Origin of the sequence: Novosphingobium sp. ST904 (genome assembly GCF_001298105.1) — a bacterium.
In the GTDB taxonomy this organism is placed as follows: domain Bacteria; phylum Pseudomonadota; class Alphaproteobacteria; order Sphingomonadales; family Sphingomonadaceae; genus Novosphingobium.
This window is the reverse complement of record NZ_LGJH01000149.1, coordinates 79,237-105,770: the sequence shown is the minus strand read 5'-3', so window position 1 is coordinate 105,770 and position 26,534 is coordinate 79,237. Positions and strand designations below refer to the sequence as shown.

The following is a 26,534-nucleotide window of genomic DNA, read 5'->3' as shown; positions in this document are numbered from 1 at the left end:
ATATCCAGACCGATTGTGGTAACCTGTGACACGGACGCCTCCTCAGTGGTGCTTCAACACCTCCACTTTGCCATAAAGGCTGTCGGGGGCGTCCACCCCATCAGCTATAGCCGCAACCCGGCCCGGCGTGGGCGTATGGGATGGGCAAGTGGACAGGACTGCACCGGGGAACGGGAATTCGACCGCTGAACGACCGAAGGGTCGCGAGCCGCTGCAGAACCTATCCTTGTCAATTTCTGGTGGCATTAGTCTCGGGAAGGCGCTTCTGGCGTAAAGCACGATCCCGGCTCTTGCGCCGCGGCAGCCAGGGCGTCGATCACTATGCGCAGGCGCGGCTGCTCATAGCGGGAGCTGGGCCAGACGAGGTGGATCGGCATTTGTGCGCCGGCAAATTCCTCCAGCACCGGCACAAGAGCGCCTGAAGCAAGCTCCTTGCCGATCAACCAGGTCGGGAGCTGGGACAGGCCTTCTCCCGCCAGAACGGCCGCGACGATCGCTTCGCCGTCGCTGAATTCATGGCGTACCTTCACTTCCTGAGCGATCTCGCCACCGGCCTCATCCTTCAGCAACCACACCGGTCGGGGAACGCGCCTCCAACCGATGATGCAATCACGCTGTGTCAATTCCTCCGGAGTTGTCGGGGCGCCATGGCGCGCAAGGTAGTCCGGGGAGGCACAGATCAGGAGCCGCTGGGTGCCGAGCCGCCGCGCGGTCAGGTCCGCGTCGTTGCCGAGCGCGCCGATGCGCACGGCGAGGTCGATGCCCTCATCGATGACGTTGGCCGTGCGCTCGGTGAACATCACCGAGAGGTGGAGGTGGCGGTACCGGGCCGTGAGATCCAGCAGGATCGGCATCACGTGTTTGCGCCCGAACGCCGCAGGCAGGTTGAGATGAAGCGTCCCTACCGGCGTGTCCCGCCCCGACGCCATCGCCAGTTCGGTCCCTTCCAGGTCATCGATGATCCTCTGGCACGCATCGAGGTAGAGCTGGCCTTCGGCGGTCAGGGTCAAAAGCCGCGTTGTCCGGTGCAGCAATTTGGTCCCGAGGCGCGCCTCCAGGCGCGTGATACTCTTGCCGACCGCGGAACCCGTGACACCCAGCTCCCGGGCGGCGGCCGCGAAGCTCCCCTGGCGCACGGTCGTGACGAATTCCATCAGTCCGGAAAATCGGTCTTGCGTGTCCATTCGGGAATTGTGGGATCGGCTGGCTGGAATGGCAAGGGGATTATCAGCCCTCAGTTCCACTCTAATTAGGAGCAACGCATCGCTCCAATTCCAAACCCGTACTTTCCAGGATTCCCATGACCAAGCTTTTCGAGCCCTTCGACCTCTCCGGTCTCCAACTGCGAAACCGCGTCGTCATGGCGCCGATGACCCGGGCGCGGGCGCTCGACACCGTGCCCGACGACCTGACCGTGAAGTACTACAGCCAGCGCGCTGACGCAGGCCTCATCATCAGCGAAGGGGCCCCGGTCTCGCTGGAAGGCTGCGGCTACCTGTTCAATCCGGGCCTCTATACGCGCGAGCAGGTCGCAGGCTGGCGGCGTGTGACCGACGCGGTTCACGCGAAAGGTGGCCGCATGTTTGCCCAGCTCTGGCATGTGGGGCGTGTCTCGCACACCTCGATCCTGGGCGAGGAACAGTCGCCGGTTTCGTGTTCATCAAGCGTGGGCGAGAACGTCTGGGCTTTCGGGCGCGACGAGAACGGCACCGCCAAGACGCTCGCTGCCAGCCCTCCGCGCGCGCTTGAGACCGAAGAAGTCGCCCGAATTACCCACGACTTCGTGCGGGCGGCGCGCACGGCCATCGATGCCGGTTTCGACGGCGTCGAGCTCCACGGCGCCAATGGCTACCTCTTCGAGCAGTTCGTCAACGGCGCGTTCAACAAGCGCGAGGACCGCTATGGTGGCTCGATCGCGAACCGCCTGCGCTTCATGCTCGAAACGCTCGACGCGATCAGCGCGGAGATCGGCAGCAACCGGGTCGGCGTGCGCGTCTCGCCGTTCGGCCGCCTGTTCGGCATGAAGCCCTACGAAGACGAGGCCGAAACCTGGGTCACGCTGGCGGGCGAGTTCGAGAAGCGCAGCCTTGCCTATGTGCATCTCAGCGATCAGCTGACGATTGGCGCCGAGAAGATGCCCGAAAACTTCGCACGCGATTTCCGTAACACCTATACCGGCATCCTGATTGCCGCAGGCGGCTTCGAGAAGGACACCGCCGAGGCGGCCCTGCAGTCGGGCGAGCTCGACCTCATCGCCTTCGGCCGCCCGTTCATTGCCAACCCCGACCTGGTCGAGCGCATGCGCGCCGGCCATCCGACCAACGCTGCCGACCGCGCTACCTGGTACGGTGACCTCGGCGCGCGCGGCTACACCGATTACCCCACCTGGGAGGAAGAGGAAGCCGGCAAAAATGGCTGAACCAAGCACCAGGTCGTAAACTCATAAACGCACCATCGAGGCGCCCAAATGGCGAACAGCTCGGGCCGAAGGTGCCGTTTATGAGTTTACGACCTAGTTCCCCACCAGCACGAACGGCGCCCAGATCGCCGGATGGGCCGCGCCCGCCACGCTCCGGTCGCCCAGCACATCGAGTTGGGCCCGGCGCAGCGCTTCGGCGCGGCGGGTATGTCCACGCGCGCCTTTCACCGTGGCCAGTGTCAGCCGGCTGGCGACATCGTCCCGCACCGGCCAGTGCGACAGCAGCAGCGAACGGGCGCCGGCGGAAATGAAGGCCTGTGCCAGGCCGGAATAGGTCGGCGCATTCTCGCTGTCGCCCGCACTGGTGTCGCAGGCGGAAAGGATCACCCAGTCCGCGTCGAGCTTGAGCCGCGCGATTTCCGAGGCCGTGAGCAACCCGTCTTCGGACCCGCCCGCATCGGCGGGAGGCGTCAGGACGAGCGCGGGTTCGAGCATGTTGCGATAGGCGCCGCCCACCAGTCCGTGCGTGGCGAAGGCGATCACCCCCGCCCGGTCCAGCGGCGCGGCCTTGACCGCTGCCTCGGTGGCGCCGGAGCCGAGGAGCAGCCGGCGTTCGCCCCTGAAGGTTGCGGCCATCGCGGCAAGCTCATTCCCGGCGCCGGGCAGGCTCGGCAGGCCGGGGAGGGCGGAGACTACCGTGGCGACGGCATCAGAGGCATCGGCATCGGGATTTCGCAGCACTGGAGCGCCGATGCGACGAATCCGCGCCGGCCGGCTCTTCGCGATGTACCGGATGACAGCGTGGAAGCGCTTATCAGGGTGCCGACGGCGTGAGTCCTGACCAGCCACGGGGTTTCGCGCAGGGCTTGTGGATCGCTGTCCGATCCGCGGGGCGGTGCGGTGACGAGCAGGTCGAACGGCAGCGCGGCCAGGGTGCCCTGCGCGAGGACAGCCAACTCTTCGCGGTCATGCACGGCGCGTGCGATAGGGGTAGGGAACAGCAGCGTGTAGAGTTCGTGGGCAGCCTGCCGGTCGAAAGCGGATCGGCCGTCCGTTAGCACGCCTTCCTCGATCGATCCGCGCAGGCGGCGTTGCAGGTCGAGCAGGCGGCGCGGTGTCACCGGCACCAGCGCGGAAGCGATGCCCCCGCGCGTGACCGCAAGCACGACCAGACCTTCGGCATCCTGTCCGTAAAGGAGAACCGCCTGATCGCCGCGCAAGTGTGCGCGGGTGGCGATGAGCCCGGCGGGGGCCAGGCTGGACAGCGCGGTATGGCCGGGGACAAGCCGCGCGATCTCGGCATCGAGCCGGACAAGGCGCGTTTCCGATGCGGCGAGCTTTTCCGCAGCATCTGGGGACAGGCTTTGGCCGTCGCCGGTCGCCCGGTCACGTTCTCGGCGCAGGGCGCGCAGTTCGGCGGCTTCGTTGCGGTAGGCGCGAATGGCCTCTTCGGCTTCGGGGCCATGGCCGCCGCGATAGGGACCTGCGCCGCCAAACGCGGTCTGGAGGTCCCCCATTCCCGCCATCTGGAGGGCGCCGAACGCGGTTTCCATGTCCCCGGCGGCAAGCGCCACGCGGCTTTCGAGCACGAAGAGCCCCGAAGCCTGATCGCGCAGGCGCACCGAGCCCGCAGCCGGGGATGCCCGGTCCAGCAGATGTTCGCGCAAGGTAGCCAGGACGGGTTTCAGCCGTTCGAGCGCACCGACCGGATCGCCCTGACGCGCATCGATAAGACCCCGCAGCGCGAGACCGGAGATGCGATCGAGGTTGGCGGCCTGCGCCCGCTTCGCATAGCCCGCGTTGACGTGATCGAGCAGCGCCAGCGCGCTTTTTGGATCGCCCGTCAGATTCAGCATCTTGGCGAGGCTGAATTCGGCCCACAGCACTTCGGGATCGTCGGGAGAGGCCGCGTTGCGGCGAGCCAGCGCCAGTGCCTTGCGATAAAGGGCCAGCGCGGTTTCGGTTTCTCCGTCGTCCCGCGCGATGCGTGCGATCTGGCCGAAGATGTTGGCGCCCGACATCGACTGGCCCGAAGGTGGCAATGCCTCGAAGATCGCTGCCGAGCGCTCGTAGAAAGGACGCGCTTCTTCGGAAAAACCGGCGAGGTCGAGCGAGTAGGCCAGCGCATTGAGCGAATAGCCGACGTCGCGCTGGTCAGGCGAAGGGTTCGCCATGCGCAAGTCCAGCGCGCGGCGCAGGATCGGGGTGGCCCGTCCGTAGAGGCCGGCATCGTTGAGCGCGGCCCCCAGTGCATTGAGCGATGCCAGCGTGATCCGGTGTCCCTTGCCAAGGCGAGCCTCGGCCCAGCTGGCGGCATCGCGGGCAGCATCGACGGCGGAGGCGGAATCGCCTGCCTGTATGCGAAGGGTCGACAGCGTGATGCCGTAGATGGCGGGATTTTCGAGGTTCGTTCCCGTGCGCTCCGCAGCGGCGCGGCTGATGGCGAGGGCCTGCTCGACTTTCGGGATCGCCTCCAGCGGCAGGCCGCGTCGATAGTCGATCACCGCGAGCCCGTAGAGCGCGGCGGCATATTCGCTGCTGCCCGGCCCGGAGATCTCCTCGGCGATCGCGAGAGCGCGCTGTTTGTAGCCGTGGGCCTCGTCGAGCTTTCCGAGGCTGGAGAGCGCGGAACCGATATTGTTGACGATGTCGGCCCGGCGCGGTGTCATCGGTTGGCCGCGAGCGGTCATTTCCGCATCGAACCGGCGGAAGACGGCGAGCGCTTCCGCGTAGCGGCCGAGCCAGAACAGGGCTTCGCCGCGCGTGGCATCGGCAAGAAGCAGGTCCACAGGGTCGAGGCCCCGGGTTTTGCGCGCCTTTGCGAGCAGCGCGTCGATCCGGTTCAGCGCGGCTTGCGGGTCGCCCGAGGTGTCATAGTCGGCAAGGGCATGAAGCTCGCTGGCGAGCTGGCCCGGCAAAGGTGCAGGACGGGCCATGGCCGTGCCTGACCCGCCCATTGCCGTCCCCGCCAGGAGGCATGCTGTCAGGCCTGCCCAGAGCCGCATCGTCATCGTCGCCCCCGACCGGAAGAATTCATCGCTTCGGGGCCAGCCCCCGATTTCCGGTACGATGTTCGTCAAGCACAGGAATGCGGCCTGACGGCAAGGATGTAATTGTTCTTCGGCGGGAATTGCAGCTTTCGAGAGCGGCTTCGATGCGGCCGGCCGTCAGTCACCCGTGGCGACGGGACGCGCCGGATCGGCGATCCACTCGCTCCACGAGCCGGGATAGAGATGTGGTTCGGCCAGCCCCGCCACGGCCATGGCGAGTGCATTGTGGCAGGCGGTTACGCCCGAACCGCAACTGAGTATCGCGGGCCGGCCGCCGAGCAGGTCGCTGAAGCGGGCAGCTAGTTCATCGGCAGAACGGAAGCGTCCGTCCGGGCCGAGGTTGTCCCGGAAGAACCGGTTTCGCGCGCCCGGGATGTGCCCGGCAACGGGGTCGATCGGATTGGGATCGCCCCGGAACCGCGACGGATCGCGGGCGTCGAGCGTCTGCGCGGCGCCGGTTTCGATATTTGCGAGCACTTGCGCGGCATTTACCGGGGCGGGCACCAGCGGTTCGCCCGCAACGAAAGTACCCGGTGCACAGGGGGCAGGCTCTCCGGTTTCGATCGGCAGGCCTGCCGCGAGCCATGCCTGCTTGCCGCCGTCCAGCACGGCGACCGGGGCATGGCCGACCCAGCGCAGCAGCCACCAGGCGCGGGCGGCCCAGGCCCCGCCGCTGGAATCGCAGGCGACGACCTGCTGTCCCGGCTTCAGTCCCTGTCCGCGCAGGAACGCGGCGAGCGCGACCGGGGCGGGCAGCGGATGGCGACCGTTGGTACCGTCCGGCGGCCCGGCCAGGTCGTCGTCGAGATGGGCATGGCGCGCGCCGGGAAGGTGCCCGGCGCGATAGCTTTCGCGGCCCTTGTCCGGCTGGCCCAGCTCGAAGTCGCAGTCGAGGATCAGCACGTCCTCCCCGGAAGCCAGCAGGTCATGGAGTTGGGAGACGGAAATCAGCGTTTCATATGCCATGGGTCAGCCTTGGGTCAGCCACGGAGAATGGCCGGTGCAATCGTGCGGCAGGTAGGACGGGGAAGGCGCGATGTCGACGCCTCCCGTCCCGAATTACGGTCGGATCGCCGGCTTAGCCGAGCAGGGATTCGATCTCGTCTATCGTCTGGCCGAACCCGGCGATGAGATCGCGGTAGGGCTGGGGGCTGGTCATGTCGAGACCGGCCCGTTTGAGGATCGCCGTGGGATGGTCCGAGCCGCCCGCGCGCAGCACGTCGAGATAGCGTTCGCGCTCTGTGTTTCCTCCCTTGAGGATGGCATTGGCGAACCATGTCCCCGCAGTGATCGAGGTGGCGTACTGGTAGACGTAGAAGAAGCTGAAGAAGTGCGGGATATAGGCCCATTCGATCGCATAGGGTTCGTCGATCACGAAATCCGGGCCGTGATAGCGTTTCAGCAGATCGAGATAGACCCTCGTCAGGCTCTCGCCGGAAAGGCCCTGACCGGCCTCCGCCATCTCGTGCATCTTCAGTTCGAACTCCGCGAACATCGTTTGCCGGAAGTAAGTGCCGCGCAGCCCTTCCAGCCGCATGCCGAGGTAGTAGATGCGCTCCTGCTTCGTCTTGGCCTGGTCCAGCATGTAGTCGGTGAGCAGCAGTTCGTTGCAGGTCGAGGCGATTTCCGCCGTGAAAGTGGGATAGTCCGCCAGTTCGAACGGCTGGGCGGACTTCGCCAGCAGGCTGTGCATGGCATGGCCCCACTCGTGCGCGTAAGTGGACAGACCTTCGTAGTTCTCGCCGAGGTTGAGCAGCAGGTAGGGGTGCACGTCGTAGACGGAGCCGTTCATGTAGGCGCCGGACGTCTTGCCGGGCCGGGGAAGCGGATCCATCCAGCGGGCCGCGGTCGCCTCGCCCAGCTGCTTCACGTAATCCGGCCCGAGCGGGGCGACGGCTTTCAACGTGATGTTGCGCATGTCGGCGAGCGTAAACTTGCGGTCGAGGCTGACCAGCGGCGGGTAGATGTCGTAATAATGGATATCCGGCAGCTTCAGCATCTTGCGGCGGAGCTGGAAATAGCGGTGAAGCTGGGGAAGCCCTTCGTTCGTGGCCGATACGAGCGTGCGGTAGACGGTCTCGGGCACATCGTCGTCCGCCTGGGCCATGGCGAGCGAATTGGGGTATTTGCGGATGCGCGCCTCGAAGACGTCGCCCTTGAGCTTGGCGGCCATGGCGGCGCCCAGCGAGCTTTCGAACTTGCCCATCTCTCCGAAGTAGGCATCGAACACCTTCTTGCGGTCCTCGCGGTTCGCGGCATCCCGGGTAAGCGAATAGCCCTGGCTGTCGAGCCGGGTTTCGCGTCCGTCCGAAAGGGTGATCGTGGGCCAGGGGATGTCCGAGTTGAACAATTGTTCGCGGATCGTGCCGGGACCGGAGAGCGGCGACGATGCGGCCGCGAGGATCTGCTCGCCCTGTGTGTCGAGCGTGTGGTCGGCCTTGCGCAGGGTATTGCGCAGCGAGAAGGCGAAGCGGCGCTTCAGCGCATCGTTGGAGGCGATGAAGCGCTCCACCTTGTCCTTGCCCGCGGCGAGGATTTCCGGGCTGGTCCAGGCGGTCGCCTCTCCGAAGGCGGCGAACATGTCCTGCACCTGGGCCTGGCGTTCCTGGTTGGGGGCGATGCGCAGGTCCTCGTCGGCCTTGAGCGCGGCATAAGTGTAGACGCGGATCGCCTTGAGAGTGACGGCGGAGATGTCCTCAAGCACTTTCGCCATGGCCTCGGCGCTCTGGCCGAGCATGCCCTTGTATGCGGCAAGGCGGGGCAGGGCATCCATCACCTGCTTGCGGGCGGTTTCCCAGCTTGCAAGGTCGGGATAGAGATCAGTGAGATCCCAGGCGGCAAGATCGTTCGTGGCGGCGGCGGCGCTGCTGGCGAGACCGGGCAATGCCGATACGAGCGGAAGCGCGGCAGCCAGTCCCAGGGCGCCGCGGCGGTCGAGTTCGATCATGTGGAGTGTGTCCCTTGATGCCTGCCGGCAAGGCGCGGCAAGCCGATGCCATGAGGCTAGGTCGTAAACTCATAAACGGCACCATCGAGGTTTGAGGCAAAATGGCTCAGCGCCAGGAGGGAAGGTGATGGAATATGTCGATATTTCAAGCCTTCCCGACGCAGCGCTGGGCCATTTGGGCGCCTCGATGGCGCCGTTTATGAGTTTACGACCTAGACCGCTTGCCGCGCAGTGCAAGCCGGAAGCCGTCGTTGGTCGATCAAGGTTGGCGGTTCATCGATGGCGAGGGCCGGACCGGCTCCGCGCCAAAGCGAACGGGCCGGGCTTCCTTTCGGAAACCCGGCCGTTTCAATGCCTTCGAAGGTGCGGCCGGTCAGGCCAGTGCGGCCTTCAGCGCATCGGCAAGGTCAGTGCGTTCCCAGGGGAACAGGTCGCCCTCCGGCTTGCGGCCGAAGTGGCCATAGGCCGCGGTCTTGCCGTAGATCGGCTTGTTCAGGCCAAGACCGACGCGGATACCGCGCGGGGTCAGGCCGCCAAGCGCGTCAGCCGCGACCTTGGTGATCGCCACTTCGAGTTCGGCATCGCTGGCCTTGCCGGTGCCGTGCGTGTCGACGTAGAGCGAAAGCGGCTCGGAAACGCCGATCGCATAGGCGATCTGGATCGTGCAGCGCTTGGCCAGGCCCGCCGCGACGACGTTCTTGGCGAGGTAGCGGGTGACATAGGCAGCCGAACGGTCGACCTTCGTCGGGTCCTTGCCCGAGAAAGCGCCGCCGCCATGCGGGGCCGCGCCGCCGTAAGTGTCGACGATGATCTTGCGGCCGGTCAGGCCGGCGTCGCCGTCAGGGCCGCCGATTTCGAACTTGCCGGTCGGGTTGATGTGGAACTTGGTGTTCTCGGTGACGAAGCCCGCGGGCAGGATCTCGCCCACGGCCTTCTTCACGTAAGCCTTGAGTTCCGCGTCCTTGGCGCCTTCGTGGTAACCGGCCTTGTGCTGCGTCGAGACGACCACGGCGGTCGCCTCCACCGGCACGCCGTCCTTGAAGCGCAGGGTCACCTGGCTCTTGGCGTCGGGTTCGAGGAACGGCGCGGCGCCCGAATGGCGGTCCGCTGCGAGGCGTTCGAGGATCTTGTGGCTGTAGTCGAGCGTGGCCGGCATGAGGTCCGGCGTCTCGTCGCAGGCGAAACCGAACATGATGCCCTGGTCGCCCGCGCCTTCGTCCTTGTTGCCGGCCGAGTCCACGCCTTGCGCGATGTCCGCGCTCTGCGGGTGCAGGTGGTTTTCGAACAGCAGGTCCTGCCAGTGGAAGCCGGCCTGTTCGTAGCCGATGCGCTTCACGGTTTCACGGACGATGTGCTGGATTTCCTCCTGCGCGCCGTCTTCCCAGTGGCCGTCCTTGTCGATCATCCCCTTGCCACGCACTTCGCCGGCGAGGACGACGCGCTGGGTGGTGGTCAGGGTTTCGCAGGCGACGCGGGCTTCCGGGTCCTTCGACAGGAAGAGATCGACGATGGCGTCGGAAATCTGGTCCGAAACCTTGTCGGGATGGCCTTCCGAGACGCTCTCGGAGGTGAAGACATAGTCATTGCGCATCGTGACACCACATATAAAGAAATCTTTATGTGGTTACGGGTCTACCCGCGCCGACGCCGGAGCGCAATAACGGAAACCGCAACAAGCCAGAAACCGAGGGCAAGCGTCAGCGGCAGCAAGTTGCCGAACCGTGCGAACGGCGTGGGCTCGTGAGGCGGCGGAATGCTTCCGTCGAGCCTTCCTGCGCTATGCCAGGGGACATACGAGCGCACGATACCATCGGCATCGATCACGGCGCTGATCCCGGTCGTGGTCGAGCGCATGACGGGCAGGCCTTCCTCGATAGCACGAAGCCGGGCCTGGGCGAGGTGCTGCGGCGGGCCCCAGCTCCCGAACCAGCCGTCGTTGGACGGGTTGAAGATATAGTCAGGTCTTACGCGGGGATCGACGACCTGCCCGCTGAAGACGATCTCGTAGCAGATCTGGATGCCGGCCTTGCCCCATTCGCCGAAGTCGACGGTGCGCGGGCCCGGGCCGGGCCAGAAGTCTAGGTTTCCGGCTACGAAACGGGTGGCGCCAAGGGGTTCGAGCAGCCAGCGCAGGGCAAGGTACTCGCCGTAGGGGACCAGATGCGCCTTGGAATAGCTTGCCAGCAGGTTGCCATTGCCGTCGATCGCGGAAACCGAGTTGCGCGCGGCCACGGCCTGATCGCCCTCCATCACCAGATCCACCGCACCGGTCATCAGCAGGCCGTAAGGGCCGATTACCCGCCCGATCCGCTCGCGGGCGAGAACCGGGTCTCCGGCATATGTGTACATGCGGTAGAGGAAGGGGGGATAACCGTCGCGAATATAGTCCCCAAGGCCGGATTCCGGCCAAAAGACCAAGCGCCTGTCCCCCGGCGAGCGGGGAACGGAAAGGCTCGCCAGTTGCACGAAATTGGCCTCGTAAAGGCGCGGATCGTCGATCCGTTCCTGTCGGATGTCGGGCTGGACCAGCGTGAAGCGGATCGCTCCCTCGCTGCGCTGTGCCCAGGGATCGGGCTGCGCCATCAGCATCGTGAGCGGGATGTAGACGGCGAATCCGGGCAGCACCCAGCTCCAGCGCGCAGGGCCTTTGAAGCTGCGGATCATCCGCCAGAGGAGGCCGGGGAGGCAGGCGATCAGGACCAGCAGGCCGGAAAGACCGTAAGTCCCCACCCACGGTGCCGCCAGCGCGAGGCCGCGGCTTTGGAAGCCGCCGAGCAGAGCCACGCCGAGCGGGTTCCAGGCAAAGCCGGTGAAGACCCAGGCGCGCAGCCATTCGCTCACGATCCAGGCGGCGGCGAGTGCCAGCGCGAGAATGAGGAAGGCGCCCGGCCCCGGCACATCACGCGGACCGTCCCTGCGGCCGCGATCCAGCCTCAGCAGCAACCAGCCCGCCAGCGCGGCGAGGCCGGGATAGATCGCGAGGTAGAGCGACAGCAGGAATACCGCGATCATCCCCAGCCAGGCGGGCATGGAGGCCTGGTAAGTGAATGCCGTGGCGATCCAGTTGTCCCCCAGCGTGAAGTGCCCGAGGCCGAAGCACCAGCCGATCAAGAGGGCACGCCGCCATCCCGGCGCACGTGTGATCAGTTCGGCAAGCCAGGCCACGCCGAGCAACGTCAGCGGCCAGAGTGCGAGGGGCTGGAAGCCGCAGGCCGCCATGGCCCCGGCGAGAATCGCTGCAAACCCCGCCGCAAGGCGCAGATGGCGGTTCAGGAAGTCCATTGCGGGTTTCAGAACCGGGCCTCGCGCCGTAGGGAATCCATTGCTGCGGCTATGTACGGGCAAGATGGCCGGAAGCAAGCGGAGTTCGCGCCGGGTTCGCTTCTTGCCGGCGGGATGAAACGCCAACGCACGTCTCGCCTTGTGGCGGGACGTGGGCCGTGGATCGGAACGTCAGCGAATGCGCGCTAGGCGCATTCGCGTTTCGTTTCAGGAGTTGACCGCTTCCAGCGGGCTGTCGCCACCTTCGTCGGCCGGGGTAGCGGCCTTGCGGGTACGGCGACGGCGCGGTTTTTCCTCGGCGGTTTCATCGGACTTCACATCGTCCGACTTTTCAGCCGCGGGCTTTTCCGCGGCGGCCTTGGGCGTCCGCTTGGCGGGCGCAGCCGAAATCGCGGGAGGCAAGATGGCCGGGTCGAGGTTGGCCGCAGGTTCGGCAGCAGCAACATAGGCGGAAGCCGCGTTGCTTTCGCCTTCGCCGCCGGCCTCGTCACGGGTGCGACGCGGCTTGCGCTGCTTCAGGCCGCGCGAAGGGCGGTTGTCACGCACGAAGGGGTTTTCGGCCGGTTCGTAGACCGAACGCTCGGGCTCGGCTTCGTTACCGGTCGCCTCGGCGGTCGGTTCCTCAGCCTGCTGCTCGGCGCGCGGAGCACGGTCCTGACGCTGCGGACGGTCCTGGCGGTCGAAGCTGCGTTCCTGACGTTCAGGGCGCTCCTGACGTTCAGGGCGCTCCTGACGTTCGGGACGTTCCTGCCGCTCAGGTCGATCCTGGCGTTCGGGACGTTCCTGCCGCTCGGGACGTTCCTGCCGTTCCTGGCTGGCAGGCGCATCGTAATCGCCATATTCGTCCGTGCCGTAGTCGTCGCCGTAATCCGACGAACGATCGTCGCGGCGGGGCTGGCGCGAATCTTCCTGGCGCTGCTTCTGGTCGGCGATCACGCGGAAATAGTGGTCCGCGAACTGAAGGTAATATTCCTCAGTCACGCGGTCGCCATTGAGATGCGCGTCATGTGCCAGCTTGCGATACTTCTCCAGCAGCTGCGGCGCATTGCCGCGAGCCCTGCTGTCGATCCGATTGGTCTGCTGGCCGCCTTGCTGGCGATTATTACCGCGGCCACGCCGACGGTTGTTACCACGATTATTATTCAAGGATTTATTTCCTCAAAACCCAGGGCACCGGCCTGTTCCCGTCGGGCCGATCTGCCACACGTCACATGATCACGGATCGCCCCCGAGTGCCGTGAACTCCACTGTTGCCCGGTCGAGGCGTTTCCGTCCGCGACTGTCTGCAAGTGATGGAGGCGAACCGTCCGCATGGGAAATTCCATCCATGTACCGGTTCGCCGTAATCCTTAGGCATTCCGGACGGCGATTCCAAGTGAAAACTTACGCGGCTGTTGAAAACTCCAACACTCTCGGACGATTACCGAGGTCGCGGTGGAGACGGCTGGCGAGGCCGGCAAGCTGGCCGATCTCGGCGACGGATTTTGCCTGTTCATGACCGATCTCGACGAGGGCGACGCCGCCGGGCGCCAGCAGGCTGGGCAATTGCGGTATCAGAATCCGGTAGTCATCAAGGCCCAGTTCGCCGGAATAAAGGGCGCTGGCAGGCTCATAGGAGGCGACCGAGCGATCGAGTTCCACCGTCGTCTCGACATAGGGCGGATTGGCCAGCACGAGATCGAAGGGGCCGCCGAGGGCATCGGCCCAGTCGCTGAGGAGCCAGTCCGCCGCAACCATGCGCGCGCGATCGGCAAGGCCGAGGGCTTGTGCATTCGCCTTCGCGGTTGCGAGGGCGCCGGGCGAACTGTCCATGCCCACGCCGCGGGCCTGCGGGAGGTTCGCGAGCACAGCCAGGAGCAGCGCGCCCGATCCGGTGCCGCAGTCGAGCACGGAACGGGCATCGGGGCGGGCCGCAAGGGCGGCTTCGACGAGAACTTCCGAATCGCCGCGCGGAATGAGCACGTCGGGGCCGACCGTGAAGGGCAAGCCGAAGAATTCCTGTTGGCCGGTGATATAGGCGACCGGTTCGTGCTCCGCCCGGCGTGCAACCAGCGCGGCGAAGCCGGCGGGGGCATCGTCGCGCATGCGGGAAAGCAGCAGGGACGAGCGCGAAGTGTGCAGGGCATGGGCCATGAGCACTTCGGCATCCAGCCGGGCGGTGTCGCTGGTCGCGGCAAGGCGCTCCGCTGCGTCGCGGATCGCCTCGCCGACTGTTTTTTCAGGCATCCATCGCGGCGAGGCGCTTGGCCTCGTCCTCGGCGATCAGCGCGTCGATCATTTCGGCAAGGCCCGGCCCTTCGAGGATTTCCGGCAGGCGGTGCAGCGTCAGGTTGATACGGTGATCGGTGACGCGCCCCTGCGGGAAATTGTAGGTACGGATGCGTTCGGAGCGGTCACCCGAGCCGACCATGGCCTTGCGGGCCTCGGCCTCGGCGTCATGGGCCTCGTCACGCATCTTCTCGTAGAGGCGCGCGCGCAGGACCTGGATGGCCTTGGCCTTGTTCTTGTGCTGGCTGCGCTCGTCCTGGCAGATCACCACGAGATTGGTGGGCAGGTGAGTGATGCGCACCGCCGAATCGGTCGTGTTGACGTGCTGGCCGCCCGCGCCGGAAGCGCGGTAGATATCGATCTTGAGGTCCTTGTCCTCGATCTGGACATCCACCTCGCTCGGTTCGGGCAGCACCGCGACCGTGGCGGCGGAGGTATGGATCCGGCCGCCCGATTCGGTGACCGGCACGCGCTGTACGCGGTGGACGCCGCTTTCGAACTTGAGTTTGGCGAAAACGCCCGAGCCGGTAACGTTGGCGACGACTTCCTTGAAGCCGCCGACGTCGCTGGCGTTGGCGCTGACCATTTCGACCCGCCAGCCCTGCTCGGCGGCATAGCGCTCGTACATGCGGTAGAGATCGGCCGCGAAAAGCGCGGCTTCATCGCCGCCGGTTCCGGCGCGGATTTCCAGCATGGCCGGGCGGACGTCGGCCGCATCGCGCGGCAACATGGCGATGGCGAGCTGACGTTCGGTTTCGGGCAACTGGCCCTTGAGGCGGAAGATTTCCTCCTCGGCCAGTGCGCGCATGTCGGGGTCCGGGTCTTCCAGGGTCTGGAGCGATACCAGTTCGCCGCGCATCGACACGACTTCAGCGGCAACGCGCGCCACCGGTTCCAGTTCGGCATAATCGCGGCTGGCGGCGACGAAGGCGTCGCCTTCCAGCGTACCCGAGGCAAGGCGTGCCTCAAGTTCCGCGAAACGCGCGGCGATCTGGCCGAGGCGGACGTCGGAAATGCTCACGGGTGGACCGACTGGAGAACCTGCTCGACCGCGAGGTATTCGGCGGTCGGCTCGGCCGCGCGCAGGTTCGCGCTCGGCAGGCCATCCTTCGTGCCGAACGAGACGAGCACCCGGGCGCCCATCTTCACGGCCTTGTCGAAGCGCTTGCGGGCGCTGCCGGTGGCGACCATCTCGGCGTCGAGGCCCTGGAAGCGCAGCGCGGTGATGACCTTCTGGGCATAACCCAGCGCGGCATCGTCCTCCACTGCGAGAACCACGGTCAGCGGGGCTTCGGTAAGCGTGCCGGCATCGGCGACGAGCATCGACAGGCGCTCGATCCCCGCAGCCCAGCCGACTGCTGGCGTAGCCGGGCCGCCAAGGCTTTCCATCAGACCGTCATAGCGGCCGCCGCCCAGCACCGTGCCCTGCGCGCCAAGCCGGTCGGTCACGAATTCGAAAGCGGTGTGGCGATAGTAGTCGAGCCCGCGAACCAGCGAAGGCGCGCGCTCGTAAGCCACGCCGGCAGCGTCGAGGCCGTGAGTCACCGCGCCGAAGAAGTCCTGTGCCTCGGCCGAGAGGAAATCGTCGATCCGGGGCGCATCGCTGACGAAGACCTTGTCGCGCGGGTCCTTGGAATCGAGGATGCGCAGCGGATTGCGCTCCAGGCGGTCCTGCGAATCTTCCGAAAGCGCATCCTTGTGGGCGCGGAAGTATTCGATCAGCGCGGCGCGCCAGGCTTCGCGGCTGGCAACGTCGCCCAGGGTGTTGAGCTGGAGCGTGACGCCGTCCGAAATGCCCAGCTCCTTGAGGAGGTGGTCTGCCATGACCAGCAGTTCCACGTCGGCGAGCGGTTCGGGCGAGCCGATCAGTTCGGCGTCGATCTGGTGGAACTGGCGGTAACGGCCCTTTTGCGGGCGTTCGTAGCGGAACAGCGGCCCATGCGTGGCCAGCTTGACCGGGGCGAACTGCTTCCAACCGTTGGTCAGGTAGGCACGGGCGATGCCGGCGGTGAATTCCGGGCGCAGGGTCAGCGATTCGCCGCCGCGATCCTCGAACGAGTACATTTCCTTGGACACGACGTCGGTCGTCTCGCCGATCGAGCGGGAGAACACTTCGGTCTTCTCGAAGACCGGCATTTCGGCGCGGCGGAAACGATAGAGCTTGCGGACGCGTTCGAACGTCTCGACAACGTGCGCGAAAGCCTCGGCGTCGATGCCGAAGATATCCTGGGTTCCGCGGATCGCCTGAGGCGTCTTGCCCAGGGGGGTGTTGCTCGGTGTGCTGCTCATGACGCGCGCGCTTAGCCCGATTGGAGCGGCGGGGAAAGTGGCCCCGATCCGTTTAGTGGATTGGACGGTTGCCAAATCCGGCAACTGTCGCAAAGAATGACGTAATGAAATATCGTTCCGCGGTCGTCACGCTCCTCGCCCTACTTTCCGTTTCAACCCCCGCCCTCGCGCAGGAATCCGCCCAGCGGAGCCGGCCGATGGCGCCCGCGTTGCCCGCGCCGCTGCCGGCTGCGCAGGACAAGGCTTATGCCGGGACCATCTCGCTCGATATCGACGCGAGCGATGTCGTCCATGGCGTCTACCGGGTCACGCAGCAGTTCCCGGTCGCGTCGGGGACCGACAAGCTGACCCTCGTCCAGCCGAGCTGGCTGCCGGGCAATCACTCGCCGACCGGCCCCGCCGCGTTGCTCGCGCAGATCCATTTCCTTGCCGACGGCAAGGAGATCAAGTGGCAGCGCGACACCGTGGCCGTGAATGCCTTCCATCTGGAGCTTCCGGCCGGAACGCAGGTCGTCACGGCGAAGTTCATCCACACCTCGCCGGTGCAGGCCAAGGAAGGCCGCATCACGATGACGCAGGAAATGCTCAACCTCCAGTGGGAGAAGATGAGCCTTTATCCCTCGGGCTACTACACCCGCGGCGTGACCGTGAAGCCGACCGTGAAGTTCCCGGCCGGCTGGACCGTCTACACCTCGCTCGACGGGAAAGTGCAGCAGGGCGACAGCGTGACCTGGACGGCGACCGACTACGAGCGCCTGGTCGACGAGCCGGTCTTCGCGGGCAAGTACGCCCAGCGCTGGGATCTGGGCCATGACGTCAGCATGGATGTCGTTGCCGACGAGGCGAAGCTGCTCGGCATCAAGCCCGAGAACATGAAGGCTTATCGCAATCTCGTGTCGGAAGCGCTGCTGACGTTCGGCGCGCGCCATTTCGACCACTACGACTTCCTGCTGGCACTGACCGACCGCATGGGCGGCATCGGCCTCGAGCACCATCGTTCGAGCGAGAACCAGATGGAGCCCAAGGTCTGGACCGACTGGGACAAGATGGACTGGGATCGCAACGTGATCCCGCATGAATTCGTCCATAGCTGGAACGGAAAGTACCGCCGCCCGGCCGACCTCTGGACGCCGGACTACCAGCAGCCGATGCAGAACACGCTGCTCTGGGTCTATGAGGGCCAGACCCAGTTCTGGGGCTACATCCTCGCGGCGCGCTCGGGCGTGCAGACCAAGCAGACGATCCTCGACACGCTGGCAGGCGCCGTCGCGCGCTATTCGGAAGCCACGCCGGGTCGCGGCTGGCGTTCGGTGGAGGACACCACTTTCGCGCCGGTCCTCAACATGCGCCGTCCGCTGCCCTACACTTCCGTCACCCGCACCGAAGACTATTACGTCGAAGGTGCGCTGACCTGGCTTGAAGCGGATCAGATCATCCGCCAGGGCACCGGCGGCAAGAAGGGCCTCGACGATTTCGCAAAGGCCTTCTTCGGCGTGCGCGATGGCGACTGGGGCGAATTGACGTATGATTTCGACGAAGTCGCCAGGACGCTGAACGGCGTCTATCCTTACGACTGGGCCGGTTTCCTCAAGACCCGCATCTATGACACCAACCAGCCGGCGCCGACCAAGGGCATCGAGATGGGGGGCTACAAGCTGGTCTGGAAGGACACGCAGAACGGCTACGACAAGGGCGTCTCGGATTCGCGCAAGTCGCTCGACCTTACGTATTCGCTGGGCGTGACGCTGGATAACGAAGGCACTGTGACCGGCGCGGTGTTCGACGGGCTTGGCTACAATGCCGGTCTCGTCAGCGGCGTGAAGGTCGTGGCGGTGAACGGCACGGCCTATAGCGGCGAAGTCGTCAAGGATGCGATCACGGCGGCGAAGACGGCGAAGGAGCCGATCTCGCTGCTGGTCAAGCGCGGCGACGCATTCAGCACCGTGGCGCTGGATTATCACGGCGGCCTGCGTTGGCCCTGGCTGGAAAGCACCACGCCGGGCAAGGTCAACGGGCTTGATCGCCTGCTGGCGCCGCGCGGGAAGTAACCGGCACGAAGTGACCGCATTCAGGTAAGTTGCGGAAACTTATAGCGTAACCCGGGGGATGGCACGTGCCGTTCTCCGGGTTACGCATTTCTGCGAGGCGCAATCCCGCGTTCCGGGCTCCATCGCAGCGGCGCAAGTGTCGCAAACGATGCGCCGCAAGTGCGAGAAGGCGGTTGCGATGCATTAACCGCAAGGCTAAGCCCCCCGGTCAAAGATGAACCGGCACGCCTGACCCGTGCCTGTAAATGAAGGACCAACATGCGCATCGACATGATTCCTGTCGGCAAGAACCCGCCGGAGAGCCTGAACGTCATCATCGAGGTTCCCGTTGGTGGTGAGCCCGTGAAGTATGAGTTCGACAAGGACTCGGGCGCGCTGTTCGTCGATCGTATCCTGCACACGCCGATGCGTTACCCCGCCAACTACGGTTTCGTGCCGCACACGCTTTCGCCCGATGGCGATCCGCTTGACGCGCTGGTCGTTGCCCGCTCGCCCTTCGTGCCCGGCTCGGTCGTGCGCGTTCGCCCGATCGCGGTGCTGAACCTGGAAGACGAGCACGGCGGCGACGAGAAGCTGGTCTGCGTTCCCGACGACGCCACCTTCCCCTATTATTCCGACGTTCAGGAAAAGGGCGATCTGCCGCCGATCGTGTTCAGCCAGATCGAGCACTTCTTCACCCACTACAAGGATCTCGAAAAGGAGAAGTGGGTGCGCGTCGGAACCTGGGGCGGCGCCGATGAAGCGCGGCAGATCGTCATCGAGGCGATCGAGCGCTATAACACCGAAGGCAAGGGCGCTCAGGCCTGATTCGAATTTAGCAGTTCCACCACCCCCCATGTGGAACGAGGGCCGGCGGTGCAAACCGTCGGCCCTTTATGTTTCGGCCGTGGGTTCAGGTAACCACGCGCCCGCCGTTGACGCCGATGGTCTGGCCGGTGACGTAGCCGGTATCCTCGTGGCACAGCCAGGCACATGCATTGGCGATATCGTTCGGTTCGCCAAGACGGCGCACGGGCACCGATTGGAGCAGGACTTCGGTCGGGATCTGGAAGCGGTCGCGATTGGCTTCCGACATGATCGTGCCCATCACCGAGCCGGGCGGGATATTGTTCACGGTGATCCCGAGAGGGCCGAATTCCTGCGCCATGGAGCGGGTCATCGTCACGACCGCGCCCTTCGAGGAGGAATAGGGGATCATGTTTATCGCCCCGGTCTGCGCACTCGATGAAGAGATGTTGACGATGCGGCCCCAGTGCGCCGCCTTCATGTCCGGCAGGCATTCCTGGGTCATGATGAAGAGCCCGCGCACGTTGACCGCATAGATGAAGTCCCAGCGCTCGTCGGTGAGTTCCTCGAACGGCGTGAAATCGGTGACGCCGGCATTGTTGACGAGGATCGAGATCGGGCCGAGCTTTTCGCGCACCTGATCCACGGCGGCTTTCACCGAGGCGCGGTTCGACACATCCGCGCCAAGCGCGAGCGCGGTTCCGCCGGCTTCGCGGATGGCCCTGACGGTGTCTTCGCAGCGCTCCGCATCGAGATCGAGCACGGCGACCGCCACGCCCTCCCTGGCCAGGCGCTTGGCGCAAGCGGCGCCGATTCCGGCGGCGGCGCCGGTGACGATGGCAACCTTGTAGGACATTATCCAGTCTCCCGTTCCGGCGCTGTGCGCCCGATTTTTCCGTGGGAGCAGGCTAGACGGGAACGGAACCCGCCAGAAGAGCCGGGCTGAACTTGTGTTCAATTATTCGCCGGGGCGAAAGGAGAAGTCCCGGCACATGATCGCCGCACTCCGCCGAACGGCCGGTTCCGCGGCAATTCATCGCGTTGAGGGGAGGGGGAGGGGGAGCAGGGGCGCCGCGCAAATCGGGCGCCCCTGCCATCGTTCTGGCGTCAGGCCGCCGGTTTGATCCCCATGCAGAGATATTTCACTTCCATGTAGTCATCGAGCCCGTAGTGCGAACCTTCGCGCCCCAGACCCGATTGCTTCACGCCGCCGAACGGCGCGACCTCGGTGGAGATGAGGCCGGTGTTGATGCCCACCATGCCCGCTTCCAGCGCTTCGGCGACGCGCCACACGCGGCTGATGTCCGAGGCATAGAAATAGCTGGCCAGGCCGAACTCCGTGTCGTTGGCCATGCGGATGGCGTCGGCCTCGTCCTTGAAGCGGATCACCCCGGCGAGCGGTCCGAAGGTTTCCTCGCGTGCCAGCTTCATGTCGGGCTTCACCCCGGCGATCACCGTGGGGTTGAAGAACGAGCCTCCGCGTTCGTTGCGCTGGCCGCCGGCAAGCACCGTGGCACCGCCGTCTATGGCGTCCTTGAGGTGCTCCTCCACCTTCTCGACAGCCTTCTCGTCGATCAGCGGGCCGACTTCGGTACCGGAATCGAGCCCGTAGCCGACCTTCATGGCCGAGACGCGCCCGGCCAGCTTCTCGACGAATTCGTCATAGACGCCGTCCTGGACGTAGAACCTGTTGGTGCAGACGCAGGTCTGGCCGCCGTTGCGGAACTTGGAGATCATCGCGCCGTCGATCGCGGCATCGACGTCGGCATCGTCGAACACGAGGAACGGCGCATTGCCCCCCAGTTCCATCGAGCATTTCTTGATGGTTTCGGCGCATTCGCGCAGCAGGTCGCGGCCGATCTCGGTCGAGCCGGTGAAAGTCAGCTTGGACACCTTCGGGCTCGAGGTGAGCGCGCCGCCGATCTGCCCGGCGCTGCCGGTGACGACGTTGACGACTCCCGCCGGGATGCCGGCCATCTCGCAGAGCTGGGCGATGGCCAGCGCCGAATAGGGCGTGGCCGATGCCGGTTTGATAACGATGGTGCAGCCCGCCGCCAGCGCCGGGCCGAGCTTGCGGGTGATCATGGCATTGGGGAAGTTCCAGGGCGTGATCGCGGCGACCACGCCGACGCCCTGCTTGATGCAGACGATGCGGCGATCCGGGGCATGGCCGGGGATCACGTCGCCATAGGCGCGCTTGCCCTCTTCGGCGAACCATTCGATGAAGCTGGCGCCATAGGCGATCTCGCCCCGGCCTTCGGCCAGCGGCTTGCCCTGTTCGCGGGTGAGCAGTTCGCCAAGGTCGTCCTGGTGCTGGAGCATCAGCTCGTAGAGCTTGCGCATCAGCTTCGCACGCTCTCCGGCCGTCTTCGCCCGCCAGGCCGGGAGGGCCTTCTCGGCCGCGTCAATCGCGCGGGCGGTTTCGTCACCCGCCATCTTGGGAACCGTGCCCAGGACGGCGCCGGTGCCGGGATCGGTCACTTCGAGAGTCGCGCCGGAATCGGCATCGCACCACTTGCCGTCGATGTAGCACTGCTGCCGGAGGAAGTCGGTGTACGCCATTTCGTGCAGGTCCTCGCTGGTTGTGGCGGCGCTGGCGCGCCGGCCTCTCGTTGCGGGCATGGAATAGGGATCGCCCGCCGAAGTGACAACCGCCGGCACGGCGCGAGGCTGCGCCAGCGTGGACGCGATTGACGCACCGAAACTCCTCGGTTAGTCTCATCTGCGAACATAAATTCACAATAATGAATAATGGAGAGAGGCTCTGGACTGCGCAGGCCCCCTGGTAGGCACGAACGCCAGCCCCTCAGCCGGCTACGTCGGCGGTGTGTTCCTTGCCGGAGAAGGCGCCCGTTTCGAGGTGCTGGACCCCTCCGACGAAAGCGTCGTGGCGGACCTTGCCGGGCTGTCGGCAGGGCAGGTGGAAGCCGGGATTTCCGCGGCCGCGCGGCTTTTGACAAGGGTGAATGGCCTCATTTGCCGATGGCGGCGCGCGCCGCAGTGATGACCCGCTTCGCTGCGTCGCTGGAAGATCGTGCCGACCGGCTGAAAGACCTCGCGATCCGTGAAGCGGGCTGTCCGGTCGGCTCGACGGTGATGGGCGCGCAAGTCCAGGCGCCGTTGCGGATGGCGCGGGAAATCATCGATCTGATTCTCCGCCTGCCGGAGATCGAGGACAACCCCTTGCCCCTTCACGAGCGGGTCAACGCCCATTTCGCGGTGCAGAGCGTGAAGCGCTGGTCGCCGATCGGCGTGGTGGCGGCGATCTCGGCGTACAATGTGCCGTTCTACACCGCGCTCTGGAAGGTCGTGCCTGCGCTGATGGCGGGCAACACAGTCATCCTGCGGCCCAATCCGCTGACGCCGCTTTCCGCGCTGGTCTTCGCCGAGGCGGCCGAGGAAGCGGGCCTGCCGCAAGGTGTATTCAACCTCGTGATCGAAGCGGGCGTCGAGGGCGCTCAGGCCCTGACCAGCGATCCGCGCGTGGACATGGTGAGCTTCACCGGCTCCTCCGCCGTGGGCGTGGAGGTCGCGAAGCAGGCGGCGGCTACGTTGAAGCGGCTGGTGCTCGAACTCGGCGGCAAGTCCGCGCAGATCTACCTGCCGGATTCGGTGGACCGCGCGGCCATGGCGGCGATGAGCGTCTGCACCTCGCACGCCGGGCAGGGCTGCGTGCTCGGCACCCGCGTCTTCGTGCCGCAGGAAAGCAAGGCCGAGGTGCTGGAGGCGATGGCGAAATTGCTGTCCGGCGTGAAGATCGGCGCGGCCAGCGATCCGGCGACCCAGCTTGGCCCGGTCGTCAGCGCCGCCCAGCGCGCGCGGTGCGAGCACTTCGTTGCCGCCGCCGTCGCGGGAGGCGGCCGCGTGGTCTGCGGAGGCAAGCGACCCGATGGGCTGGAGAAGGGCTATTTCTTCGAGCCCACCGTGCTCGACCTGCCCGACAATGCCAATCCCGCCGCGCAGGAGGAGATCTTCGGGCCGGTGGTCTCGGTGATCGGCTACCGCGACCTCGATCACGCGGTGGAAATGGCCAATGACAGCCGCTTCGGCCTGTCCGGCTGGGTCCACGGCAAGGACAAGGTCAAGGCGTTGGAGGTGGGGCTGAAGATCCGCAGCGGCGCGGTGAACGTCAACGGTGCGCTCGCTTCCAGTCATGCCAGCGGCGGCGGCATCAAGATGAGCGGCCTTGGCCGCGAGCGCGGCATCGAGGGGCTGCGCGAATTCCAGATCATGACCACGCTGAATATTGGCGGGTAGGAGAGGACCGGGATGCAAGGACTGCTCGAAGGCAAAGTCGCACTGGTTACCGGGGCCGGATCGGGTGTGGGCCGCGCCGCCTCTCTGCTTTTTGCGGAACACGGCGCCAAAGTGATCGCGGTGGACGTAAACGCGGACGAAGCGGTCGCCACCGCTGCGATGGTGCGGACTGAGGGCGGCGAGGCCATCGCCGTGGAATGCGACGTTTCCGATCCCGCCTCGGTCGATCACGCCGTGGCGGCGGGCGTGGAGGCGTTCGGGCGGCTGGACTGCATCTACAACAACGCCGGCATCACCATCAGCCCGGTCCCCGGCAAGGGCCTGCGCAGCCTGATCGAGTGCGAGGACGAGGAGATGCGCCGCGTCTCCGAAGTCAACGTGATGGGCGTGGTCCACGGTTGCCAGTCGGCGATCCGGCAGTTCGAGAGGCAGGCCAAGGACGGACTGGGCGGCGGGGCCATCGTCTCCACCGCCTCGGTTGCCGGGCTGATCGGCTATGGCGGGGTGTTCTACGGCGCCACCAAGGGCGCGGTGGTGCAGCTTACCCGCGCGCTCGCCATCGAAGTGGCGGAAAAGGGCATCCGCGTGAACGCGGTCTGTCCGGCGGGCATGCTCACCCACTATGCCGGGATGGACCCCGACAGCGAGCACCGCGACCGCATCCTGGAAGGCATGGGCCGCGTCCATCCGCTCGGCCGCGCCATCGATCCGCGCGACACCGCTTCGGCGGCGCTGTTTCTCTGTTCCGATCTCGCCAGCAACGTGACCGGCGTGAACCTTCCCGTGGACGGGGGGCTCTCGGCCGGCCGAAAGGTAGGAGGCTGACCATGGCGACCTGTCCCTATTCGGGTAACGATTCCCGCTCCAACGCGCTCGCATCGCTGCTGTCCGACAATCCGCGCTATGCGGAGATGTTCGATGTCGACAAAGTGGACGCCAATTCCGGCGTCGATCCCACGCGCGATTATACCGAGGACATGAACCGCCTGCGCGAGGCCGGCGCGGTCCACAAGGGCACCTTGCGCGAACTGCTGGGCGTACCGGAAATGGTCTCGATGCTCGGGCCCCCGCGAGAGAACATGACGTTCTTCTCCTATCGCGCCTGCGAGATCGGCTTTCGCGAGAACCAGCTCTATTCCTCCGAGGGCTATAACGAGAGTGCCGGGGTGCGGACGATCGGCACCACGATCCTCTCGATGGTCGGCAAGCCGCACAAGCGCCTGCGCTCCGCCGCGCAGCCGCTGTTCAAGCGGCCCAAGGTGCTGGACTGGTGGAACAAGCGCTGGATCGAGGAGACGGTGGACGTGCTGCTCGACCAGATCAGGGACCGCGAGACCACCGATCTCAACACCGACCTCTGCGCCCGTTTGCCGATGGCCACCGTCACCCGCGCCATCGGGCTGGAGGGCGAGGACGTGATCGAGTTCCGCTACCAGCTCAACCGCGCCACGTTTGGTGCGCGCAATCTGCCGCCCGAGGAAGCGGCCGAGGCACGCGCCTGGGTCGACGGCACCTTGCGCCGCCTGATCGCGGAGAACCAGCGCGAGCCCGGCGACAACCTGATCGCCGGCCTGATCGCCTGCGAGATCACGCACGAGGACGGCTCCAAGCGCCCGCTCACCGAGGATGAGCTGTTCGGTTACTGCAAGCTCGCCATCTTCGCAGGCGGCGGCACCACCTGGCGGCAACTGGGCATCACTATCGACGCGCTGATGACCCACCGCCATTTCTGGGAGGCCTGCAAGGAAGACCGCAGCCTGATCGACCTTGCGGTGGAAGAGGGCCTGCGCTGGCGTGCCACCGATCCGGTGTTCATGCGGCTCTGCATGGAGGATACCGAGATGGAGGGCGTGAAGGTCCCCGCCGGAACCCGCATCCACTTGTGCCTCGGCGCCGCGAACCACGATCCGGCGGTGTTCGACAAGCCTGAGGAATATGACATCTTCCGCCGCAAGGAGCATCACATGGGCTTCGGCTTCGGCCCGCATCGGTGCCTCGGCATGGATGTCGCCCGGCAGGAGATGGTGGTGGCGATCAACGGACTGCTGGACCGCTTCCCGAACATGACGCTCGACCCCGGCAAGCCAAAGCCGGAGTATCGCGGACTCGACCATCGCGGCATGTCGGCGGTGACGGTGAAACTGCGGTGAGCGGCACCATGAAGCAGGTCGTGCTGGCACGCTATGCGCAAGGCAACCCAAAGCCTTCGGACTTCCGCGTGGAGGATGCGCCAATCCCCGCGCCGGGCGAGGGTGAGGTGCTGCTGCGCACACTGTGGCTGGGTCTCGACCCGCTGATCCGCTTCGCCATCGACGAAAAGCGCCTTTCCGGCGTGACGCAGGTCCATCCCGGAGAGGTCATGTATGGGCCGACGGTGAGCGAAGTCGCCGCCTCCAACCACCCCGGCTATGCGGTGGGGGACGTGGTGGAGGATCGCACCGGCTGGCGCGAATATGCCCTTGTCGCGCCGGACAGGGCCGATTGGCGCGGGCCGCCACGAAAGCTCGATCCCGCGCAGGCACCCGTCTCCACCGCGCTGGGCGCGCTGGGGATGCCGGGGCAGACCGCCCATGCCTGCGTGATCGGCATCGGCCGGGTCGCGGCGGGGGAGACGGTGGTGATCTCGGCCGCGGCCGGCGCGGTGGGCAGTCTTGCCGGACAGATCGCAAAGATACGCGGCGCGCGCGTCATCGGTATCGCCGGCGGGCCGGACAAGTGCCGGTGCCTGATCGACCTCGGCTTTGATGCCGCTGCCGACTACAAGGCGCCGGATTTCGCCGAGCAATTGGCCAAGGCACTGCCCGAAGGCGCGGATGTCTTCATCGACAATGTCGGCGGGGACGTGATGCTGGCCGTCCTCCCCCACCTCAAGCGCAGTGCGCGGATGCCGGTCTGCGGTTTCATCGCCTATTACGGGATGGGCCTGGAAGGTCCGGGGCCGGACCGTCTGCCCGGTTTCTTCCGCGCGATCATGTCCAAGGGTCTGGAGATCAAGGGCTTCGGCGGCTTCCTCGTCGGCGGGCAGCAGGCGCTGGACGACATCGCCGGGTGGATTGCCGAAGGGCGCATCCAATGCCCGGAGGCGGTGGTCGAGGGGCTGGAGGCTGCACCGGCCGCATTCGCCGGGGTGTTTTCTGGCAACAACCATCTAGGCAAGCTGCTGGTGAAGGTGTCAGGCTGATCGGCGA

Annotated in this window: 20 protein-coding genes; 7 read left to right on the top strand and 13 right to left on the bottom strand. The window is 65.9% G+C overall.

The annotated features are described in order from the left end of the window. Positions 1–245 precede the first annotated feature (245 nt). The gene (locus ADT71_RS15855) at positions 246–1,184 is read right to left on the bottom strand and encodes a LysR family transcriptional regulator (protein WP_054438366.1); all 939 of its coding nucleotides are present in this window, start codon (positions 1,182–1,184) and stop codon (positions 246–248) included. Between the two features lie 116 nt (positions 1,185–1,300). On the opposite strand from ADT71_RS15855, the gene ADT71_RS15850 reads away from it, so the two are divergent. Next, positions 1,301–2,419 (top strand): alkene reductase, encoded by a 1,119-nt coding sequence (locus tag ADT71_RS15850; protein ID WP_054438363.1) that lies wholly within the window; start codon positions 1,301–1,303, stop codon positions 2,417–2,419. A gap of 93 nt (positions 2,420–2,512) precedes the next feature. On the opposite strand, the gene ADT71_RS15845 is transcribed toward ADT71_RS15850, so the two are convergent. The 10 genes from ADT71_RS15845 to hisS form a co-directional block, all read right to left on the bottom strand. Beyond that, positions 2,513–3,160, bottom strand: coding sequence for a CHAT domain-containing protein (locus ADT71_RS15845; protein WP_054438361.1), 648 nt, complete (start codon positions 3,158–3,160; stop codon positions 2,513–2,515). Continuing rightward, complete coding sequence (locus ADT71_RS15840) at positions 3,112–5,430, bottom strand: tetratricopeptide repeat protein (protein WP_156336623.1); 2,319 nt, start codon at positions 5,428–5,430, stop codon at positions 3,112–3,114. Before ADT71_RS15840 ends, ADT71_RS15845 begins: the two co-directional genes overlap by 49 nt. A gap of 156 nt (positions 5,431–5,586) precedes the next feature. After that, positions 5,587–6,435, bottom strand: coding sequence for a sulfurtransferase (locus ADT71_RS15835; protein WP_054438357.1), 849 nt, complete (start codon positions 6,433–6,435; stop codon positions 5,587–5,589). Positions 6,436–6,547: 112 nt separating this feature from the next. Continuing rightward, positions 6,548–8,416: an oligoendopeptidase F gene (pepF, locus tag ADT71_RS15830; protein WP_054438355.1), complete on the bottom strand. Its 1,869-nt coding sequence runs from the start codon at positions 8,414–8,416 to the stop codon at positions 6,548–6,550. Between the two features lie 373 nt (positions 8,417–8,789). Next, positions 8,790–10,007: a methionine adenosyltransferase gene (gene metK / locus ADT71_RS15825; RefSeq protein ID WP_054438354.1), complete on the bottom strand. Its 1,218-nt coding sequence runs from the start codon at positions 10,005–10,007 to the stop codon at positions 8,790–8,792. Positions 10,008–10,048: 41 nt separating this feature from the next. Then, positions 10,049–11,698: an apolipoprotein N-acyltransferase gene (gene lnt, locus ADT71_RS15820; RefSeq protein ID WP_054438352.1), complete on the bottom strand. Its 1,650-nt coding sequence runs from the start codon at positions 11,696–11,698 to the stop codon at positions 10,049–10,051. Positions 11,699–11,905: 207 nt separating this feature from the next. Continuing rightward, positions 11,906–12,844, bottom strand: a complete 939-nt coding sequence (locus ADT71_RS15815) for a DUF4167 domain-containing protein (RefSeq protein WP_054438350.1) — start codon at positions 12,842–12,844, stop codon at positions 11,906–11,908. 237 nt (positions 12,845–13,081) lie between these two features. Beyond that, on the bottom strand, positions 13,082–13,924 hold the full coding sequence (gene prmC, locus ADT71_RS15810; protein ID WP_054438349.1) for a peptide chain release factor N(5)-glutamine methyltransferase: 843 nt from the start codon (positions 13,922–13,924) through the stop codon (positions 13,082–13,084). Continuing rightward, complete coding sequence (gene prfA / locus ADT71_RS15805) at positions 13,917–14,987, bottom strand: peptide chain release factor 1 (protein ID WP_054438347.1); 1,071 nt, start codon at positions 14,985–14,987, stop codon at positions 13,917–13,919. The genes prmC and prfA overlap by 8 nt, the downstream gene beginning before the upstream one ends. Further along, complete coding sequence (gene hisS, locus ADT71_RS15800; RefSeq protein ID WP_054438345.1) at positions 14,984–16,255, bottom strand: histidine--tRNA ligase; 1,272 nt, start codon at positions 16,253–16,255, stop codon at positions 14,984–14,986. Before hisS ends, prfA begins: the two co-directional genes overlap by 4 nt. A 104-nt stretch (positions 16,256–16,359) precedes the next feature. Here hisS and ADT71_RS15795 point away from each other — a divergent pair, with 104 nt between their 5' ends. Continuing rightward, positions 16,360–18,303: a M61 family metallopeptidase gene (locus ADT71_RS15795; RefSeq protein ID WP_054438344.1), complete on the top strand. Its 1,944-nt coding sequence runs from the start codon at positions 16,360–16,362 to the stop codon at positions 18,301–18,303. A gap of 258 nt (positions 18,304–18,561) precedes the next feature. Next, positions 18,562–19,110 carry an inorganic diphosphatase gene (gene ppa, locus ADT71_RS15790; protein ID WP_054438342.1) on the top strand — a complete coding sequence of 183 codons (549 nt, stop codon included), beginning with the start codon at positions 18,562–18,564 and terminating at the stop codon, positions 19,108–19,110. Positions 19,111–19,195: 85 nt separating this feature from the next. Here the strand turns inward: ppa and ADT71_RS15785 are convergent, their stop codons facing one another. Both ADT71_RS15785 and ADT71_RS15780 read right to left on the bottom strand, forming a co-directional pair. Beyond that, positions 19,196–19,945 carry an SDR family NAD(P)-dependent oxidoreductase gene (locus tag ADT71_RS15785; RefSeq protein WP_054438339.1) on the bottom strand — a complete coding sequence of 250 codons (750 nt, stop codon included), beginning with the start codon at positions 19,943–19,945 and terminating at the stop codon, positions 19,196–19,198. Positions 19,946–20,196: 251 nt separating this feature from the next. Next, on the bottom strand, positions 20,197–21,651 hold the full coding sequence (locus ADT71_RS15780) for an NAD-dependent succinate-semialdehyde dehydrogenase (protein ID WP_054438375.1): 1,455 nt from the start codon (positions 21,649–21,651) through the stop codon (positions 20,197–20,199). A gap of 441 nt (positions 21,652–22,092) precedes the next feature. Between ADT71_RS15780 and ADT71_RS15775 the strand changes: the two genes are divergently transcribed. From ADT71_RS15775 to ADT71_RS15760, 4 genes are read left to right on the top strand one after another with little or no spacing between them, the layout of a single operon-like run. Further along, positions 22,093–23,346 carry an aldehyde dehydrogenase family protein gene (locus tag ADT71_RS15775; RefSeq protein ID WP_231635920.1) on the top strand — a complete coding sequence of 418 codons (1,254 nt, stop codon included), beginning with the start codon at positions 22,093–22,095 and terminating at the stop codon, positions 23,344–23,346. Positions 23,347–23,358: 12 nt separating this feature from the next. Next, the gene (locus ADT71_RS15770) at positions 23,359–24,171 is read left to right on the top strand and encodes an SDR family NAD(P)-dependent oxidoreductase (RefSeq protein WP_054438337.1); all 813 of its coding nucleotides are present in this window, start codon (positions 23,359–23,361) and stop codon (positions 24,169–24,171) included. Between the two features lie 2 nt (positions 24,172–24,173). Next, positions 24,174–25,496 (top strand): cytochrome P450, encoded by a 1,323-nt coding sequence (locus ADT71_RS15765; RefSeq protein WP_054438335.1) that lies wholly within the window; start codon positions 24,174–24,176, stop codon positions 25,494–25,496. Beyond that, positions 25,493–26,527, top strand: coding sequence for an NADP-dependent oxidoreductase (locus ADT71_RS15760; RefSeq protein WP_054438334.1), 1,035 nt, complete (start codon positions 25,493–25,495; stop codon positions 26,525–26,527). The genes ADT71_RS15765 and ADT71_RS15760 overlap by 4 nt, the downstream gene beginning before the upstream one ends. The last annotated feature ends 7 nt before the right edge of the window (positions 26,528–26,534 follow it).

Coding starts and splice junctions, on each gene's coding strand:
- ADT71_RS15855 (WP_054438366.1), bottom strand. CDS start 1,184: ATGGACACGCAAGACCGATTTTCCGGACTGATGGAATTCGTCACGACC.
- ADT71_RS15850 (WP_054438363.1), top strand. CDS start 1,301: ATGACCAAGCTTTTCGAGCCCTTCGACCTCTCCGGTCTCCAACTGCGA.
- ADT71_RS15840 (WP_156336623.1), bottom strand. CDS start 5,430: ATGACGATGCGGCTCTGGGCAGGCCTGACAGCATGCCTCCTGGCGGGG.
- ADT71_RS15835 (WP_054438357.1), bottom strand. CDS start 6,435: ATGGCATATGAAACGCTGATTTCCGTCTCCCAACTCCATGACCTGCTG.
- pepF (WP_054438355.1), bottom strand. CDS start 8,416: ATGATCGAACTCGACCGCCGCGGCGCCCTGGGACTGGCTGCCGCGCTT.
- metK (WP_054438354.1), bottom strand. CDS start 10,007: ATGCGCAATGACTATGTCTTCACCTCCGAGAGCGTCTCGGAAGGCCAT.
- lnt (WP_054438352.1), bottom strand. CDS start 11,698: ATGGACTTCCTGAACCGCCATCTGCGCCTTGCGGCGGGGTTTGCAGCG.
- prmC (WP_054438349.1), bottom strand. CDS start 13,924: ATGCCTGAAAAAACAGTCGGCGAGGCGATCCGCGACGCAGCGGAGCGC.
- hisS (WP_054438345.1), bottom strand. CDS start 16,255: ATGAGCAGCACACCGAGCAACACCCCCCTGGGCAAGACGCCTCAGGCG.
- ADT71_RS15795 (WP_054438344.1), top strand. CDS start 16,360: ATGAAATATCGTTCCGCGGTCGTCACGCTCCTCGCCCTACTTTCCGTT.
- ppa (WP_054438342.1), top strand. CDS start 18,562: ATGCGCATCGACATGATTCCTGTCGGCAAGAACCCGCCGGAGAGCCTG.
- ADT71_RS15785 (WP_054438339.1), bottom strand. CDS start 19,945: ATGTCCTACAAGGTTGCCATCGTCACCGGCGCCGCCGCCGGAATCGGC.
- ADT71_RS15780 (WP_054438375.1), bottom strand. CDS start 21,651: ATGGCGTACACCGACTTCCTCCGGCAGCAGTGCTACATCGACGGCAAG.
- ADT71_RS15775 (WP_231635920.1), top strand. CDS start 22,093: ATGACCCGCTTCGCTGCGTCGCTGGAAGATCGTGCCGACCGGCTGAAA.
- ADT71_RS15770 (WP_054438337.1), top strand. CDS start 23,359: ATGCAAGGACTGCTCGAAGGCAAAGTCGCACTGGTTACCGGGGCCGGA.
- ADT71_RS15765 (WP_054438335.1), top strand. CDS start 24,174: ATGGCGACCTGTCCCTATTCGGGTAACGATTCCCGCTCCAACGCGCTC.